The 15,003-nt window shown below is 70.3% G+C and carries 16 protein-coding genes; all 16 read left to right on the top strand.

Annotated features, from left to right (window positions below):
- Positions 1-6 precede the first annotated feature (6 nt).
- Positions 7-1,146, top strand: coding sequence for a zinc-dependent metalloprotease (locus tag AC4D16_RS13060; RefSeq protein ID WP_490949800.1), 1,140 nt, complete (start codon positions 7-9; stop codon positions 1,144-1,146).
- Positions 1,139-2,281: a tRNA lysidine(34) synthetase TilS gene (gene tilS, locus AC4D16_RS13065; protein WP_490955300.1), complete on the top strand. Its 1,143-nt coding sequence runs from the start codon at positions 1,139-1,141 to the stop codon at positions 2,279-2,281. Before AC4D16_RS13060 ends, tilS begins: the two co-directional genes overlap by 8 nt.
- A 32-nt stretch (positions 2,282-2,313) precedes the next feature.
- A complete protein-coding gene (gene hpt / locus AC4D16_RS13070; protein ID WP_490949798.1) occupies positions 2,314-2,865 on the top strand; it encodes a hypoxanthine phosphoribosyltransferase in 552 nt (183 codons plus the stop codon).
- A gap of 171 nt (positions 2,866-3,036) precedes the next feature.
- Entirely contained in the window at positions 3,037-5,094 is a 2,058-nt protein-coding gene (ftsH, locus tag AC4D16_RS13075; RefSeq protein ID WP_490949797.1) for an ATP-dependent zinc metalloprotease FtsH, read from the top strand.
- A gap of 86 nt (positions 5,095-5,180) precedes the next feature.
- A complete protein-coding gene (folE, locus tag AC4D16_RS13080; protein WP_490949796.1) occupies positions 5,181-5,798 on the top strand; it encodes a GTP cyclohydrolase I FolE in 618 nt (205 codons plus the stop codon).
- Positions 5,799-5,808: 10 nt separating this feature from the next.
- Complete coding sequence (gene folP / locus AC4D16_RS13085) at positions 5,809-6,720, top strand: dihydropteroate synthase (RefSeq protein WP_490949795.1); 912 nt, start codon at positions 5,809-5,811, stop codon at positions 6,718-6,720.
- The gene (gene folB, locus AC4D16_RS13090; protein ID WP_490955301.1) at positions 6,717-7,124 is read left to right on the top strand and encodes a dihydroneopterin aldolase; all 408 of its coding nucleotides are present in this window, start codon (positions 6,717-6,719) and stop codon (positions 7,122-7,124) included. Before folP ends, folB begins: the two co-directional genes overlap by 4 nt.
- Entirely contained in the window at positions 7,121-7,612 is a 492-nt protein-coding gene (gene folK / locus AC4D16_RS13095) for a 2-amino-4-hydroxy-6-hydroxymethyldihydropteridine diphosphokinase (RefSeq protein WP_490949793.1), read from the top strand. The genes folB and folK overlap by 4 nt, the downstream gene beginning before the upstream one ends.
- Positions 7,613-7,618: 6 nt before the next feature.
- On the top strand, positions 7,619-8,104 hold the full coding sequence (locus AC4D16_RS13100; protein WP_490955302.1) for a DUF3180 domain-containing protein: 486 nt from the start codon (positions 7,619-7,621) through the stop codon (positions 8,102-8,104).
- Positions 8,097-8,612: a PH domain-containing protein gene (locus AC4D16_RS13105; RefSeq protein ID WP_490949791.1), complete on the top strand. Its 516-nt coding sequence runs from the start codon at positions 8,097-8,099 to the stop codon at positions 8,610-8,612. The genes AC4D16_RS13100 and AC4D16_RS13105 overlap by 8 nt, the downstream gene beginning before the upstream one ends.
- Positions 8,609-10,651 (top strand): PH domain-containing protein, encoded by a 2,043-nt coding sequence (locus AC4D16_RS13110; protein WP_490955303.1) that lies wholly within the window; start codon positions 8,609-8,611, stop codon positions 10,649-10,651. The genes AC4D16_RS13105 and AC4D16_RS13110 overlap by 4 nt, the downstream gene beginning before the upstream one ends.
- Positions 10,638-11,597 carry a Rossmann-like and DUF2520 domain-containing protein gene (locus tag AC4D16_RS13115; RefSeq protein ID WP_490955304.1) on the top strand — a complete coding sequence of 320 codons (960 nt, stop codon included), beginning with the start codon at positions 10,638-10,640 and terminating at the stop codon, positions 11,595-11,597. Before AC4D16_RS13110 ends, AC4D16_RS13115 begins: the two co-directional genes overlap by 14 nt.
- Before the next feature lie 160 nt (positions 11,598-11,757).
- Positions 11,758-12,717: a pantoate--beta-alanine ligase gene (gene panC, locus AC4D16_RS13120; protein ID WP_490955305.1), complete on the top strand. Its 960-nt coding sequence runs from the start codon at positions 11,758-11,760 to the stop codon at positions 12,715-12,717.
- A gap of 117 nt (positions 12,718-12,834) precedes the next feature.
- On the top strand, positions 12,835-14,292 hold the full coding sequence (lysS, locus tag AC4D16_RS13125; protein ID WP_490955492.1) for a lysine--tRNA ligase: 1,458 nt from the start codon (positions 12,835-12,837) through the stop codon (positions 14,290-14,292).
- Between the two features lie 38 nt (positions 14,293-14,330).
- The gene (locus AC4D16_RS13130; RefSeq protein ID WP_490955306.1) at positions 14,331-14,495 is read left to right on the top strand and encodes a hypothetical protein; all 165 of its coding nucleotides are present in this window, start codon (positions 14,331-14,333) and stop codon (positions 14,493-14,495) included.
- Between the two features lie 74 nt (positions 14,496-14,569).
- Positions 14,570-14,905, top strand: coding sequence for a histone-like nucleoid-structuring protein Lsr2 (locus AC4D16_RS13135; RefSeq protein WP_490955307.1), 336 nt, complete (start codon positions 14,570-14,572; stop codon positions 14,903-14,905).
- Positions 14,906-15,003 lie beyond the last annotated feature (98 nt).

Below are 15,003 nucleotides of genomic sequence, written 5' to 3' on the forward strand. Positions count from 1 at the left end.
GGGTGCATGACCAGGAACGAGTCCGAGACCTCACGCCCGCAGCTGGTCAACTGGGACATCGCGGCCTCCACCGCGGCGTCGCTCACGCCCGCCGGCCCCACCATGAAGCCCGCCGACATCGCGCGGGCCGTGCAGAACATGCGGGAGCTCGCGGATGCCTCCGTGGGCCACGTACACACCATCTCGCGCCTCGATGCCGCCCGGGACCTCCGTGACTCGGAATTGCTGATCGTGGACCGCGCCACGTGGTCCAGGGCGAACTCGCAGAGTTTCAGGACGCTGCTGGAGCCGGCGCTCGACCAGCTCGCGGCCTCCCGCCCCGACGCCCTGAAGTCGGCGTCCCTCGTGCTCGGTGGCACCCTCACGGGTGCGCAGCTCGGCGCGATCCTCGCGTTCCTCTCCAGCAAGGTGCTCGGGCAGTACGACCCCTTCACGCCCTCCCGCAACGGGCAGGGCGGACGGCTCATGCTCGTGGCACCGAACATCATCTCCGTGGAGCGCGAGCTCAACGTGGACCCCTCGGACTTCCGCCTGTGGGTGTGCCTCCACGAGCAGACCCACCGCGTGCAGTTCGCCGCCGCGCCGTGGCTGAAGGACCACATGACTGGGGAGATCGGGCAGCTGACGTCGGGTCTGATGGACAAGGCCGACACCCTCTCGGAGCGCCTCGGCGCGGCCGTGAAGAGCATCACCGCCGGCAGGGCCCGCGCCCGGGGTGAGGTGACGACGTCGGACGGCGCCCCCGCGCAGGAGATCGGCGTGCTGTCCATCCTGCAGGACCCGGACGACAAGGCCCGCCTCTCGCATCTCACCGCCGTCATGAGCCTCCTCGAGGGCCACGCGAACGTCGTGATGGACGGCGTGGACGGCAGCATCGTGCCCTCGGTCAAGACCATCCGCCGCCGCTTCAACGCCCGCGGCACGTCCCGTGGACCGCTCGAGAAGGTCATCCGACAGCTGATGGGCCTCGACGCGAAGATGCGCCAGTACAGCGACGGCTCGAAGTTCGTGCGCCGCGTGGTCAACCAGACCGGGATGGACGGCTTCAACGCCGTCTGGGAGTCGGCGTCGCACCTGCCCACCGAGCGCGAGATCCACGCTCCCGACGAGTGGATCGACAGGATGAGCCTCCGGCGCCATGGCTAGACGCCCGCGGCTCCTGCCCGCCGTCGGAACGGCCCGCAATCTCGTGTCGACGAGCCTCGCCGATCTGCTGCCGGAGCCGTCCGGACGGAGCGGCCGCGTCGAGCCCGACGACGGCACCGAGGGAGAGACGGTGCTCGCCGACCGTCCGCTCGTGCTCGTGGCCTGCAGCGGTGGACCGGACTCCCTGGCGCTCGCCGCCGTCGTCGTGCACCTCGCCCGCACGCGGCGTGCCCGCGTGGGCGCCGTCGTCGTCGACCACGGTCTGCAGCCGGGAAGTGACGAGGTGGCGGCTTCGGCCGCGCGTGCGCTGACGGAGCTCGGGCTGCAGCCCGTCGAGGTGCACCGCGTCTCCGTGGCGAGCGAAGGCATGGGTCCGGAGGCCTCCGCCCGGACCGCCCGGTACCGCGCCCTCGACGATGCCGCGGCGAGGCTCGGGGCCGACGTCGTGCTGCTCGGCCACACGCTCGACGACCAGGCGGAGCAGGTGCTGCTCGGGCTCGCGCGGGGCTCGGGCACGCGGTCGCTCGCGGGGATGCCGCAGCGGCGGGGCATCTACCGCAGGCCGTTCCTCGAGCTGCGGCGCACGGATACCGCGGCGATCTGCAGCTTCTACGGCCTCGACCCCTGGCACGACCCCGCCAACCGTGATCCCGCCTTTGCCCGGTCACGCGTCCGGACGGACGTCCTGCCGTATCTCGAGGACACCCTCGGCCCCGGGATAGCGCTAGCCCTCGCGCGGACGGCGCGGATCCTCGGCCAGGACGCCGACGTGCTCGAGGGCATGAGTGCCGAGGCCTACGCTCGCCTGCGGATCGAGGGCGACGACGGCGAGGTGCTGCTGCCCGAGGACGGCCTGCTCGCACTACCGGCAGCTCTTCGGCAGCGCGTGATCGCGCTCGCAGCCCTGGACCTCGGCGCCTACCAGCCGAGCTCGGAACGGTTGCGCGCTGCGGAGTCGCTGCTGGACCGCACGGGTTCCGCGGGGCCCGTGCAACTGGGCGGCAAGGTGAGCGTCCACCGCCAGGTACGGGGCCGGGCGGTTCTCCGCGGGCAACCAAGCTATGGCAATCTTGTCCTACGCGGTGCCGGCTCCCCGAGCGGTGCCCGCGGGCCCAGCAGCGATACGCCGGCGTGAAGCAGCCGTGCCGTCCAACACAGGAGTGACCGGTGGATTCCAACGACGTCCAGGCAGACCTCAAGCACGTCCTCTACACCAGGGAGCAGATCCAGCAGCGCGTCGACGAGCTCGCGCAGCAGATCGACGCCGACTACCAGGGCCGGGAGATCCTCCTCGTCGGCGTGCTGAAGGGCGCCGTGATGGTCATGGCGGACCTCGCCCGCTCCCTCCACTCGCACATCACGATGGACTGGATGGCCGTCTCCTCCTACGGCTCCGGCACACAGTCCTCCGGGGTGGTGCGCATCCTGAAGGATCTGGAGACGGACCTCATGGGCAAGCACGTGCTCATCGCCGAGGACATCATCGATTCCGGCCTGACGCTCTCGTGGCTCAAGGCGAACCTGCTTTCCCGCGGCCCGGCCTCGGTGGAGATCTGCACGCTGCTCCGCAAGCCCGACGCCGCGAAGGTGGACATCGACGTGAAGTACGTCGGGTTCGACATCCCCAACGAGTTCGTGGTGGGCTACGGGCTCGATTTCGCCGAGAAGTACCGCAACCTCGATTTCATCGGCACGCTCGCCCCGCACGTCTACGAGTAGGTCCGGCGGCCGGGCGCGCTTCGCCCAGAGGGAACTAACCCCCGGAGCCGCGCGTGGTCAGACACAGACGGTGTATATGTTGAGGTTCTCGCAAGGGCACCCGCACAGCAGTGCGCCCGCACACAGATACTTGCATCAGCAGGAGGGACGGGGCTTGCTGCCCCGAGACGAATGAAATTCAAGAACATCTTCAAGGGGCCGTTCTTCTGGATCGCCCTCGCGGTCGTGGCGCTCCTGCTGGTGCTCCCGAGCCTCTTCGGCAACGGCACCTCACGCGTGGACACCAACGTGGGTCTCCAGCTCCTCGCCGATGACCAGGTCACGCAGGCCAAGATCTACGACGGCGAACAGCGCGTGGACCTCACACTGCGCGACGACTACCAGGACATGGGCCGGAGCGTGCAGTTCTTCTACAGCACCGCACGCGCCGAGAGCGTCGTCGACGCCATCACCGCGTCCGACACCGACGGCTTCACCGACCAGCCCGCCGAGAGCAACTGGCTCCTCAGCCTCGCCGGTCTGATCTTCCCCATCCTGATCCTCGGCGTCATCTTCTGGTTCCTGCTCAGCCGTATGCAGGGCGGCGGCTCGAAGGTCATGCAGTTCGGCAAGTCCAAGGCGAAGCTCATCTCCAAGGACATGCCGCAGGTGACGTTCAACGACGTCGCCGGCGCCGACGAGGCGGTGGAGGAACTGCTCGAGATCAAGGAGTTCCTGCAGGAGCCCGCGAAGTTCCAGGCGCTCGGAGCCAAGATCCCCAAGGGCGTGCTGCTGTACGGGCCTCCCGGGACCGGCAAGACCCTCCTCGCCCGCGCTGTCGCCGGCGAGGCCGGCGTACCCTTCTACTCCATCTCCGGCTCGGACTTCGTCGAGATGTTCGTCGGTGTGGGTGCGTCCCGCGTGAGGGACCTCTTCGAGCAGGCCAAGAACAACTCGCCGGCCATCATCTTCGTGGACGAGATCGACGCCGTGGGCCGTCACCGTGGCGCCGGCGTGGGCGGCGGCAACGACGAGCGCGAGCAGACGCTGAACCAGCTCCTCGTCGAGATGGACGGCTTCGACGCCACCACCAACGTGATCCTCATCGCGGCGACGAACCGCCCCGACGTCCTCGACCCCGCACTGCTGCGTCCGGGCCGCTTCGACCGCCAGATCGGCGTGGAGGCACCGGACATGAAGGGCCGCGAGCACATCCTCTCCGTGCACTCCAAGGGCAAGCCCATGGCTGCCGGCGTGGACCTCAAGGGCGTCGCGAAGAAGACCCCGGGCTTCACCGGTGCCGACCTCGCGAACGTGCTCAATGAGGCGGCGCTGCTCACGGCCCGCTCGAACGCGCAGCTCATCGACGATCGCGCCCTCGACGAGGCGATCGACCGCGTGATCGCCGGCCCGCAGAAGCGCAGCCGCGTGATGAAGGAACTCGAGCGCAAGATCACGGCGTACCACGAGGGTGGTCACGCCCTGGTGGCCGCCGCGCTCCGCAACACGGACCCCGTCACCAAGGTGACCATCCTGCCGCGCGGCAGGGCCCTCGGCTACACGATGGTCATGCCGAGCGACGACCGCTACTCCGTGTCGAGGAACGAGCTCCTGGACCAGCTCGCATACGCCATGGGCGGCCGCGTGGCCGAGGAGATCGTGTTCCACGATCCGTCCACGGGTGCCTCGAACGACATCGAGAAGGCCACCGGTACGGCACGGAAGATGGTCACGCAGTACGGCATGAGCGAGCGCGTGGGCGCCGTGAAGCTGGGTCAGGGCGCGGGGGAGCCGTTCCTCGGCCGCGACATGGGCAGTGACCGCGACTACTCGGACCAGATCGCGCTCGTGGTCGACGAGGAGGTGCGCCGGCTCATCGACAACGCGCACGACGAGGCGTACCAGATCCTCACGGAGAACCGTGACGTCCTCGACCGCCTGGCCCTCGAACTGCTGGAGCGCGAGACGCTGAACCAGGCCGAGATCGCGGAGGTCTTCCACAACGTGCGCAAGCGCGATCTCCGGGAGATCTGGCTGTCCAAGCAGTCACGCCCCGTCCACTCGCTCCCCCCGGTGACGTCCCGCAAGGAACGTGCCGAGGCGCTCGAGAGCGGACGCCCGGCACCCGAGACGGTGTCCCCGCAGGACCAGATCGCGGATGCCGACGTGCCCGGCGACTTCGACGTCCACGGCTCCGAGCTGCCCTCGCCCGAGGCCGGCGGAGCGCCCGGGGGCGGCCGGGACTCCTAGTCCGGTCCGGCACCTGCGAGCGGACACGACGGATGCGGATCCGTCGGTGAGTACTGCCCGGTCCGATGTACGAGGGAGGATGGGCCATGACTGATTTCGACGACGAAGTGGTGGACGCGGCGCTGGTGGCCTCCGGATCGCCGGTGGACCAGCTGCGCATCCAGCGGGCCGTCCGTGAGATCCTCGCGGCCATCGGCGAGGACCCGGACCGCGACGGGCTGCTCGACACCCCGAAGCGTGTGGCGAAGGCCTACGCCGAGATGTTCGCCGGGCTGCACCAGGATGCCGGCGAAGTGCTGTCGACGTCCTTCGACATCAACCACCAGGAGCTCGTGCTGGTCAAGGACATCCCGTTCTACTCGACTTGCGAGCACCACCTCGTCCCCTTCCACGGAACCGCCCACCTCGGTTACATCCCGTCGACGGACGGCCGCGTCACGGGGCTGAGCAAGCTCGCACGCCTCGTCGAGGTCTATGCCCGGCGTCCGCAGGTCCAGGAGCGGCTGACCACGCAGATCGTTGATGCAATGATGGAACACCTCAAGCCAAAGGGCGCGATCGTCGTCATCGAATGCGAACACATGTGCATGTCGATGCGCGGGGTGCGGAAGCCCGGTGCGAAGACCGTCACGTCCGCCGTCCGCGGTCAGATCCGTGAGACGGCGACGCGTGCCGAGGCGATGAGCCTCATTCTCGGAAGGTAGGACCCGTTCCATGGATTCACTCGCCGCAGCGCCCGGTACAGGGCCGGCGACGTCGCCGCTGCCCGTGATCCGGCCGGTCCGGGTGGCACGGAAGGTCGCGGATCTGCCCGTGGGCCGGGCCGTCGTCATGGGGATCCTGAACGTCACCCCCGATTCGTTCAGCGACGGCGGGAAGTACGCCTCCACGAACGACGCCATCAGCCACGGGCTGCGGATGCACTACGCCGGGGCGGACATCATCGACGTCGGCGGCGAATCGACCCGGCCTGATGCACGGCAGGTGCCGAGGGACGAGGAACTCGCCCGCGTGCTGCCGGTGATCAACGCGCTGGTGAAGGCGGGGGCGCTCGTCAGCATCGACACCATGCACGCCGAGACGGCCCGGCAGGCTCTCGACGCAGGAGCCGCGATCGTCAACGACATCTCGGGGGCAGGGTTCGATCCGGAGATGCCCTCCCTCGTCGCGGAGCGCGGCGTGCCGTACATCCTCACGCATCGCCGGGGAACCGCCGCGACGATGAACGGCCACGCCCGGTACGAGGACGTGGTGCGCGAGGTCGTCGACGAGCTCACGGAGCTCCGCGACCGCTTCGTCGCGGCGGGCGTGGACCCGTCCTGCATCATCCTCGATCCAGGGCTCGGCTTCGCCAAGGCCGCCGAGCACAACTGGACCCTCCTGCAGAACCTCGGGGCGTTCACGGCCCTCGGTCACCGGGTGCTGATCGGTGCCTCCCGCAAGCGGTTCCTCGGGACCCTGCTCACCTCGGCGGGGAAGACGGCCACGCCGCTCGAGCGTGATCAGGCTTCCCTCGCGGTCGCCACCCTCGCTGCGGCATCCGGCGCCTGGGGTGTCCGTGTGCACGACGCCGCGGCCACGCTCGACGCCGTCAAGGTGGCAGCCGCGTTCGGTCGCAGGCCGTGAGCGACGTATCGGACGGCGTCCGCACCGGATCGCCGTCGGGTGAGCTCGACGCCGTGGAACTCCGCAGCATAACCGCCACGGGCCACCACGGGGTCTTCGACCACGAGCGGCGCGACGGACAACCCTTCGTGGTGGACATCGTGCTGCACCTCGACCTCCGGCCCGCCGGTGTGAGCGACGACCTCACGCGGACGGCGCACTACGGCGAGCTCGCGGAGCTGGTGCACGGCATCATCGGGGGTGAGCCCTTCGACCTCATCGAGGCCCTGGCGGAGACCATCGCCGCCGCGGTCCTGACGGCGTTCCCCGTCTCCGCCGTCGACGTCACGGTCCACAAGCCGAAGGCGCCCATCGGGGTCCCGTTCGGTGACGTGGCGATCACGCTGCGGAGGGGCCGGGCGTGAGCGCCGTGCGTGCGGTCCTCGCGCTCGGCAGCAACCTCGGTGCGAGCAGCGACACCCTGCTGCACGCCGTCGCCGATCTCGTGGAACCGGACGACGTCCGTCTGCACGCCGTCTCGCCCGTGGTGCGTACCCGGCCGGTGGGCGGCCCGGAGCAGCCCGACTACCTCAACATGGTCATCGAGGTCGAGACGGCCCTCGGCCCCTACGATCTCCTCGCTCACTGCCAGGCCGTCGAGGCGAAGCACCAGCGGGAGCGGACCGTCCGCTGGGGCCCGCGGACGCTCGACGTCGACATCATCACCTTCGGGTCCTGGACGTCCGACGACGAGGTCCTCACGGTCCCGCACCCGCGGGCGGCGTCCCGTGCGTTCGTCCTGCAGCCGTGGGCGTGGATGGACTCGGGGGCGGAGCTGAACGGGCGGTCGGTCGCGGAACTCGCCGCGGAGGCCGAGGATCTCCCCGGCCTGGTGCCCTTCGAGGGAGTCTAGGACGCCGTGAGCACCCTCCGGTTCCGCTGGCTGCTGGTCGTCGGGCTGCTCGCCGGGCTCGCCGGGTACGTGGTGAACCTGCTCGCCACTCGGAACGGCTACGGCACGCCCACGCTGCCGCTGACCTCGCTGGTGACCACGGCGGTCATCATCACCATCACGCTGGTCTTCGGGCGGCGGGTGCAGCAGTGGCGCAATGGTCGGCGGGACCGTCCGCTCGATCCGATCCTCGCCACGCGGACGCTCGTGCTGGCGCAGGCCTGCGCGTACGCCGGGGCCCTCAACCTCGGCTGGCACGCCGGGATCTTCGTGGACCAGCTCACCCTGCTGGGCGTGCGCTCCACCGTGGCCCCGCTCTGGGGGTCCGTGGCGCTGATGGCGGGCGGGATCGTCATGATTGTGGTGGGATTGATCGTCGAGAGCTTCTGCAGGCTGCCGCCCGACGACGACGGCACCGCAGCTCCGGGGCACAGCGAGGGGGAGTATGCGTAGCGAACCGATCGATCCGTCAGGGCTCGAGTGGACCCGGGTGTCGCCCAAGTACCTGCGCGTCCGGCTCCTGGGGTGGTTCATCGGGTCCCTCGTGTGGCTCGTGCTCGCCTGCGTGCCCCTGGCGCTCCGCCTGGCCGGCGTGTGGGACAGCTTCCCGCCGTACTGGCTCGCGTGGGGCCTGCCGGTGCTCGTGCTGGTCATCGCCGCGTGGCGCGGAGTGCTCCTGCCACGCCAGGTCGCGGCGATCGGGTATGCCGAGCGCGACGACGACCTCCTGGTCCGCCAGGGCGTGTTCTTCCGGCGCACCATGGTGGTGCCCTACGGCCGCATGCAGTACGTGGACGTGGCCGTCGGCCCCCTCGAGCGGGCCTTCGGCATCTGCACGCTGAAGCTGCACACGGCCGCCCCCGCCACCAACGCGTTCATCCCCGGCCTGCCCACCGACGAGGGCACGAGACTGCGGGAGCAGCTGTCCGCGCGGGGAGAAGCCAGGCTGGCCGGGCTGTGACCACCGAGCGCGCGCACGCCGAACCGCCGGAGCAGGCCCCGACCGCGCCGTCGCCGTCGTCCCGCACTGCCGGCGCTCCGGCGCCGTCGGCCGAGGCACCCTGGCTGCGCGTGCACTTCATCTCGCCGCTCGTGCGCGGGTGGATCGCCCTCGTGGCCATCCTCTACTTCGCGGGCCGCGACTGGTTCGAGGGCCTGTTCGACGCCGAGACACGGGGGAGGAGCCCGCTCCCCGAGGGTGTGGGGCTCCTCGTGGCGGTCGGCGTGCTGGTGGGCGTCGTGGTGCTGATCGCCCTGGTGTTCCTCGTGTCCTGGTACTTCACGCGCTACCAGGTCACCGAGGACCACGTGCGGGTGCACTCCGGCGTCGTCTTCCGGCAGCAGCGGCAGGCGAGGCTGGACCGCGTGCAGGCCATCGACATCGTCCAGCCCCTGCTCGCGCGCATCTTCGGCCTCGCCGAGCTCAAGTTCGAGGTGGCGGACGCCGGCGAGTCCGCGGTGCGGCTCGCGTTCCTCAAGATCCACGACGCCAAACGCCTTCGCGCCACCATCCTGGCCCACGCGGCGGGTGTCCGGACGGATCCGGAGCACCCGGAGGAGATCGTCGAGGCGCCCGAGCGTGAGGTCGTCGCGATCCCGCCCCGCCGCGTGGTCGGAGCAGCCCTGCTCTCCGGGACCACCGTGGCACTGGTGCTCCTCGTCGTCGTGGTGGTCACCCTGAGCATCGTGCTGGAGACGGTCATCATCGGGGCCTCGATGGCACCCATCCTCATCGGTGTGGTGGGTGCCTACTGGTCCGTGCTCAGCACGGGCTACAACTTCCGCGCCGCCACCTCGCCGGACGGCATCCGGCTCCGGTACGGGCTGCTGGACACCCGGGCGCAGACCGTCCCGCCGGGCCGCGTGCAGGCGCTGAGCATCACCCAGTCACCCCTCTGGCGGCTCAAGGGCTGGTACCGCGTCAAGGTGAACGTCGCCGGCTACGGGTTGTCCGGGAGCAACGAGGGGCAGGCGCGCGCCACCCTGCTTCCTGTCGGGACGCTCGATGAGGTCCTGCAGATCGTTGCCCTCGTGCTCCCGGATCCGGGTACCGCGCGTCCGGTGGAACTCTTCGCCCAGGGCCTCACGGGCCGGGACTCCGCGGAAGGCTTCGCCACCACGCCGCGGCGGGCCCGCTGGCTCGCACCGCTCGCCTGGCGCCGCAACGGATTCGCTGCCACGGACACCGCTCTGCTCGTGCGGTCCGGGGTGCTGTGGCGCCAGCTCGTGGTGGTCCCGCACGAACGGACGCAGTCGCTCTCGCTGCACCAGGGGCCGCTCGGCCGGCGCTTCGGCGTGGCCGACCTCCATTTCCAGACAACCCCGGGCCCGGTCAGCGCCCACGTCATCCAGGCCGACGACGCCGTCGCCTGGGAGCTGTTCCACGCGCAGTCGGCGCGCGCGGCCGAGGCGCGGAGCCGCAGCTCGCCCGAGCAGTGGATGATGCCCGTCCCGGTGCGCGGGCCCGACGCCGCCACTTCCGGGCATGCGCCCGGCACCACCGGTCCCGGGTTCGGCGGCCCCGGGTTCGACGGCCCAGTGGAGTCGGCCGCCCACACGGGAGCAGTTCCGGATCGCGCGGGCGTCGCGGGTGCCGGTGTTCCGGGCGCTGCCGAGCGTGCTTCCTCCCAGCCCGCCGACGACGTCGTGCGCATCGACCCGACCGTCCACGCACCCGCGCCCGCATCGGCTCCGGCGGGTGGCACGCGAGACTCCCGGTCTCTCGCCGTCGGTAACGCCGAACATGCGCGTACCGGCGCGTTGGCTCCCGCGGCTGACGACGCACTCGCGTCCGCCAATGGATCGGACCACCGGGTCGAACACGAACCTGCGCTTCCGGGGGACGGGTCTGCCGGAGACCCCGCCCCCGCGCACCGCGCGTCGGGGACGAGCGGTGCTCCGCAGCAGACGCAGGTGATGCCCGAGGCCCCCCGTTACGTTCCGGCGGAACCCGAAACCGGCACCGGCGACGGCAGGGACGCGCTCGATGGCCGGGAGTGATCCGTCGCGCCGACCGGGCAGGCTCGGCGTCGGCATCATCGGCGCCGGCAAGGTGGGTGCTGTTCTCGGGGCGGCTCTCCGCGCTGCGGGCCACGCCGTCGTCGGCGTCTCCGCGGTGTCCGAGGCCAGCCGTGAACGCGCGGAGAGCCTCCTCCCGGGCGTCCCGGTGCTCGAGATCCGGCAGATCGTGGAGCGGGCCGAGCTCGTCCTCGTCGCCGTGCCGGACGACGCCCTCCCGGAGCTCGTGGACGGACTCGCGCGGCTGAAGGCCTGGCAGGCGGGCCAGCTCGTGGTGCACACCTCCGGCCGGTACGGCATCTCGGTGCTCGCGCCCGCGCGGGCGGCGGGCGCCATTCCCCTCGCCATCCACCCCGTGATGACCTTCACCGGCCTGAGTCTCGACCTCGGGCGGCTCCCGGACAGCATCTTCGGCATCACCGCTCCGGCCGCCGTCCTGCCGATCGCGCAGGCGCTCGTCGTCGAGATGGGCGCGGAACCCGTGGTGGTGGAGGAGGAGAGCCGCGTGCTCTACCACGCGGCCCTCGCGCATGCCTCGAACCACCTCGTGACCATCGCCGCGCAGTCCTCCCAGATCCTCGCGGACCTCGGGGTCCAGCACCCGGACCGCATGCTCGGCCCCCTGATGAAGGCGGCCCTCGAGAACGCCCTGTCCTCCGGCGAGGGAGCGTTAACCGGACCGGTGGCGCGGGGCGACGCCGGAACGGTCTCTGCGCACCGCGCCGCGTTGGAGTCACATGACGCCCCCGATGTCCGGCAGGCCTACCTCGGGATGGCGCGCGCCACGGCGCTGCGTGCGCTCGAGCGGGGGGTGCTGTCCGCCGCCCAGGGTGCGGCCATCCTCGCGGCGCTCGGGGACTCCCGGGACTCGGGCGGCTCGGGCGGCTCGGGCGGCTCGGGCGGCACGGGCGCTGCCGGGCGTACCTGACCCGCGTTGGGTGACCTCGAGCGTCCGCTCGCCCCGAGCAGCCACGCCGATCGGACTCCTCGAACCGCCGCCGAACGCAGACCGTCGAACCCAGACCACGAACCACAGACCCTCGAGAACAGACCACAGGCGCCACCCCGCCCCGTCCGGAAGGACTCCCGTGACCCCCACCGGAACCGATCACCGCTCATCGCTCTCGGTCGTGACGACCCCCGCCGACCTCACGTCCGCGACGTCCGCCCTGCTCCACGCCGTCGGGCCGTCCGCGCGTCGTGCCGTCGGAGACTCGACCGGCATTGATGACCGGCGCCCGTCGCTCGGCCTCGTGCCGACCATGGGCGGCCTGCACGACGGTCACGCGTCGCTCGTGCGGACGGCGCGGGAGGCGGACGACGTCGTCGTCGTCTCGATCTTCGTGAACCCCCTCCAGTTCGGCGATCCGGCGGACCTCGAGCGGTACCCGCGCACGCTCGACGCCGACCTCCTGCTGCTCGCCGAGGCGGGCGCGGACGTCGTCTTCGCCCCCGGGCTCGAGGACATGTATCCCGGCGGCGAGCCTCTCGTGCGCCTGAGCGCCGGTCGCATGGGCGAGGTGCTCGAGGGCGCAGCGCGTCCCGGGCACTTCGACGGCATGCTGACCGTCGTCGCGAAGCTCCTGAACCTCGCGATGCCGGCGGTCGAAGCCCGGTACCGCGCGTACTTCGGGGAGAAGGACGCCCAGCAGCTCGCGCTGATCCGCCGCATGGTGCTGGACCTCGACGTACCCGTGCACATCGAGGGGGTCGCCACGGTCCGCGACGCCGACGGGCTCGCCCTCTCGAGCCGCAACCGCTTCCTGGCGCCGGGGGAACGCCCGGCGGCACTGGCGCTCTCGCAGGCCCTGTCCGGGTTGCGGCAGGCTGCCGAGCGCGGCACACGACCCGACCTCGCTGCAGCGCGCGCGGCCATCGAGGCGGTCGACGGCGCGCACCTCGACTACCTCGAGGTCGTCGATCCGTCCACGTTCCGGACGCTGACGGAGGACGACGACGCCTGGTCGCGACCGGCGCTCGCAGTCGTCGCGGCTCGCGTGGGCTCCGTGCGGCTCATCGATAACACCTTCCTGCCCGCTACGGGTTGACGAGGGCCCCGGACGGCGAGCCGGTGCCCTCGGGGCGGACCCGTAAACTTAGGTTCCGTGACCCACCGAGACGCCCCTCCCACCGACGCCCTTCCCGAGGACGACCTCAACGAGCAGATGCGCTTCCGGCTGCAGAAGCGCGCAGCCCTGCTGGAGGCTGGCACGGAACCGTACCCGGTCAAGCCCGAGCGCACGCACTCCCTCGCGGCGATCCGCGAGCAGTTCGCCGAACTCGGAACGGGCGAGTCGAGCGCCGTGAACGCCGCCGTCGTCGGCCGCGTGGTCTTCATCCGTAATTCCGGGAAGCTCTGCTTCGGCACGCTCCAGGAGGGCGACGGCACGCGCCTGCAGGTCATGCTGAGCCTCGCCGAGATCGGTGAGGGGCGGCTCGCGGACTGGAAGGCGCAGGTGGATCTCGGCGACCACGTGCAGGTGCACGGTGAGGTCATCAGCTCACGCCGCGGCGAGCTCTCGGTCATGGCGGGCTCCTGGTCCATGGCGTCCAAGGCCCTCCGCCCGCTGCCCACGCTGCACACGGGCCTGAGCGAGGAGACCCGCGTACGTCAGCGCTATGTGGATCTGATGGTGCGCGAGGAGGCGCGCCAGATGGTCAGGACGCGCGCCGCCATCACCAGGACGCTGCGGGAGACCCTGCACGCCCGGGGCTACACCGAGGTGGAGACGCCCGTGCTCCAGCTGGTGCACGGTGGCGCGACGGCCCGGCCGTTCGAGACGCACCTCAACGCCTTCGACCAGAAGATGACGCTGAGGATCGCCCTGGAGCTCTACCTGAAGCGCGCGGTGGTCGGCGGGATCGACCGCGTGTACGAGATCGGGCGGATCTTCCGCAACGAGGGCGTGGATTCGACGCACAGCCCGGAGTTCACGATGCTCGAGTCCTACGAGGCCTACGCGGACCAGTTCGTGATGGCGGACCGCATGCAGGAGATGATCGTGGCCTGCGCGGACGCCCTCGGCTCGCGCACCATCGAGACGCCGAAGGGGACCATCGACCTCGACGGTGACTGGGCCTGGCTCGGTGTGTACCCCGGGCTCTCCGCCGCCGTGGGGCAGGAGATCACGCCGGATACGCCGGTCGAGGAGCTGCGGGCCGTCGCGGACCGCCACGAGGTGTCGCTCGACCCGTCGTGGGGAGCCGAGAAGGTGGTCCTCGAACTGTTCTCCGAGATCGTCGAGCCCACGCTGATCCAGCCGACGTTCGTCCACGACTACCCGCCCTCCGCACAGCCCCTCGCCCGCCCGCACCGGGAGGACCCCCGCCTGATCGAGGCGTGGGACCTGATCATCGGGGGGATGGAGCGCGGCACTGCCTTCTCCGAGCTGATCGATCCGGTCATTCAGCGTGAGCGCCTCACCGAGCAGTCGCGTCAGGCGGCAGCGGGCGACGACGAGGCGATGCAGTTGGACGAGGACTTCCTCCGCGCGCTCGAATACGGGGCTCCCCCCATGGGCGGAATCGGTCTCGGACTCGACAGGCTCGTGATGCTTTTCACCAGTGCAGGAATTCGGGAGTCCATCCTCTTCCCCGTGCTCAAGCCCGAGGCAGGTCATTAGCCGTGGAATATGTCGCCGTCCTCCTACCCTCAGCCTGCTTGGCAATACTTTTCTATTTCGTGATCAAGTCCATATTCAACGCTGACCGTGCGGAGCGCGAAGCCATGGCCCGCGCGGAAGAATTGCAGGATGCCGAGGATTTCCGGGCGCGCGAGGCCTCGCAGCGGAATGACGAACCAGGAATAGATCCGCGAAAAGAATGAATCTTTTGACCTCGCTCGAATAGTGCCCCATACTTCATTGGGGTATCAATTCGAAGAGTTCAGAGGAGCATGCCGTGGCACAGAAGGTGAAGATCATCCTCATCGATGACATCGACGAGGGAGAAGCCGATGAAACGGTGAGGTTCGGCCTCGATGGTGTGAACTACGAAATCGATCTGTCCGAGGCCCACGCCTCGGAGCTGCGATCCGCTCTCGGTGACTACGTGGCGGCCGCCCGGCGCAGCAGTCAGTCCCGGCAGCGGTCCGCAGGGACGGGGACGCCGTCGGCCTCCCGCAACCAGGAAGCCGCGCAGATCCGTGAGTGGGCCAAGGAGAACGGCTACACCGTCTCCGCCCGCGGACGCGTGAACAGCGAGATCGTCGAGGCGTTCCGGGCCGCCCAGCGCTGACCCGCAGGGGCAACTGCGCGAGGACGCCCCACCAGCGGATATCTCGCCTGTGGCGAACAGGCCCCCGCAACACACTCCGTGCCCGTAGCATCGAAATA

It is taken from the genome of Arthrobacter sp. TJ-236 (genome assembly GCF_058269235.1).

Bases quoted from the DNA above. Each gene is read 5' to 3' on its own strand.
- AC4D16_RS13060 (WP_490949800.1), top strand. From the start codon at position 7: ATGACCAGGAACGAGTCCGAGACCTCACGCCCGCAGCTGGTCAACTGG.
- tilS (WP_490955300.1), top strand. From the start codon at position 1,139: ATGGCTAGACGCCCGCGGCTCCTGCCCGCCGTCGGAACGGCCCGCAAT.
- ftsH (WP_490949797.1), top strand. From the start codon at position 3,037: ATGAAATTCAAGAACATCTTCAAGGGGCCGTTCTTCTGGATCGCCCTC.
- folE (WP_490949796.1), top strand. From the start codon at position 5,181: ATGACTGATTTCGACGACGAAGTGGTGGACGCGGCGCTGGTGGCCTCC.
- folP (WP_490949795.1), top strand. From the start codon at position 5,809: ATGGATTCACTCGCCGCAGCGCCCGGTACAGGGCCGGCGACGTCGCCG.
- AC4D16_RS13105 (WP_490949791.1), top strand. From the start codon at position 8,097: ATGCGTAGCGAACCGATCGATCCGTCAGGGCTCGAGTGGACCCGGGTG.
- AC4D16_RS13115 (WP_490955304.1), top strand. From the start codon at position 10,638: ATGGCCGGGAGTGATCCGTCGCGCCGACCGGGCAGGCTCGGCGTCGGC.
- lysS (WP_490955492.1), top strand. From the start codon at position 12,835: ATGCGCTTCCGGCTGCAGAAGCGCGCAGCCCTGCTGGAGGCTGGCACG.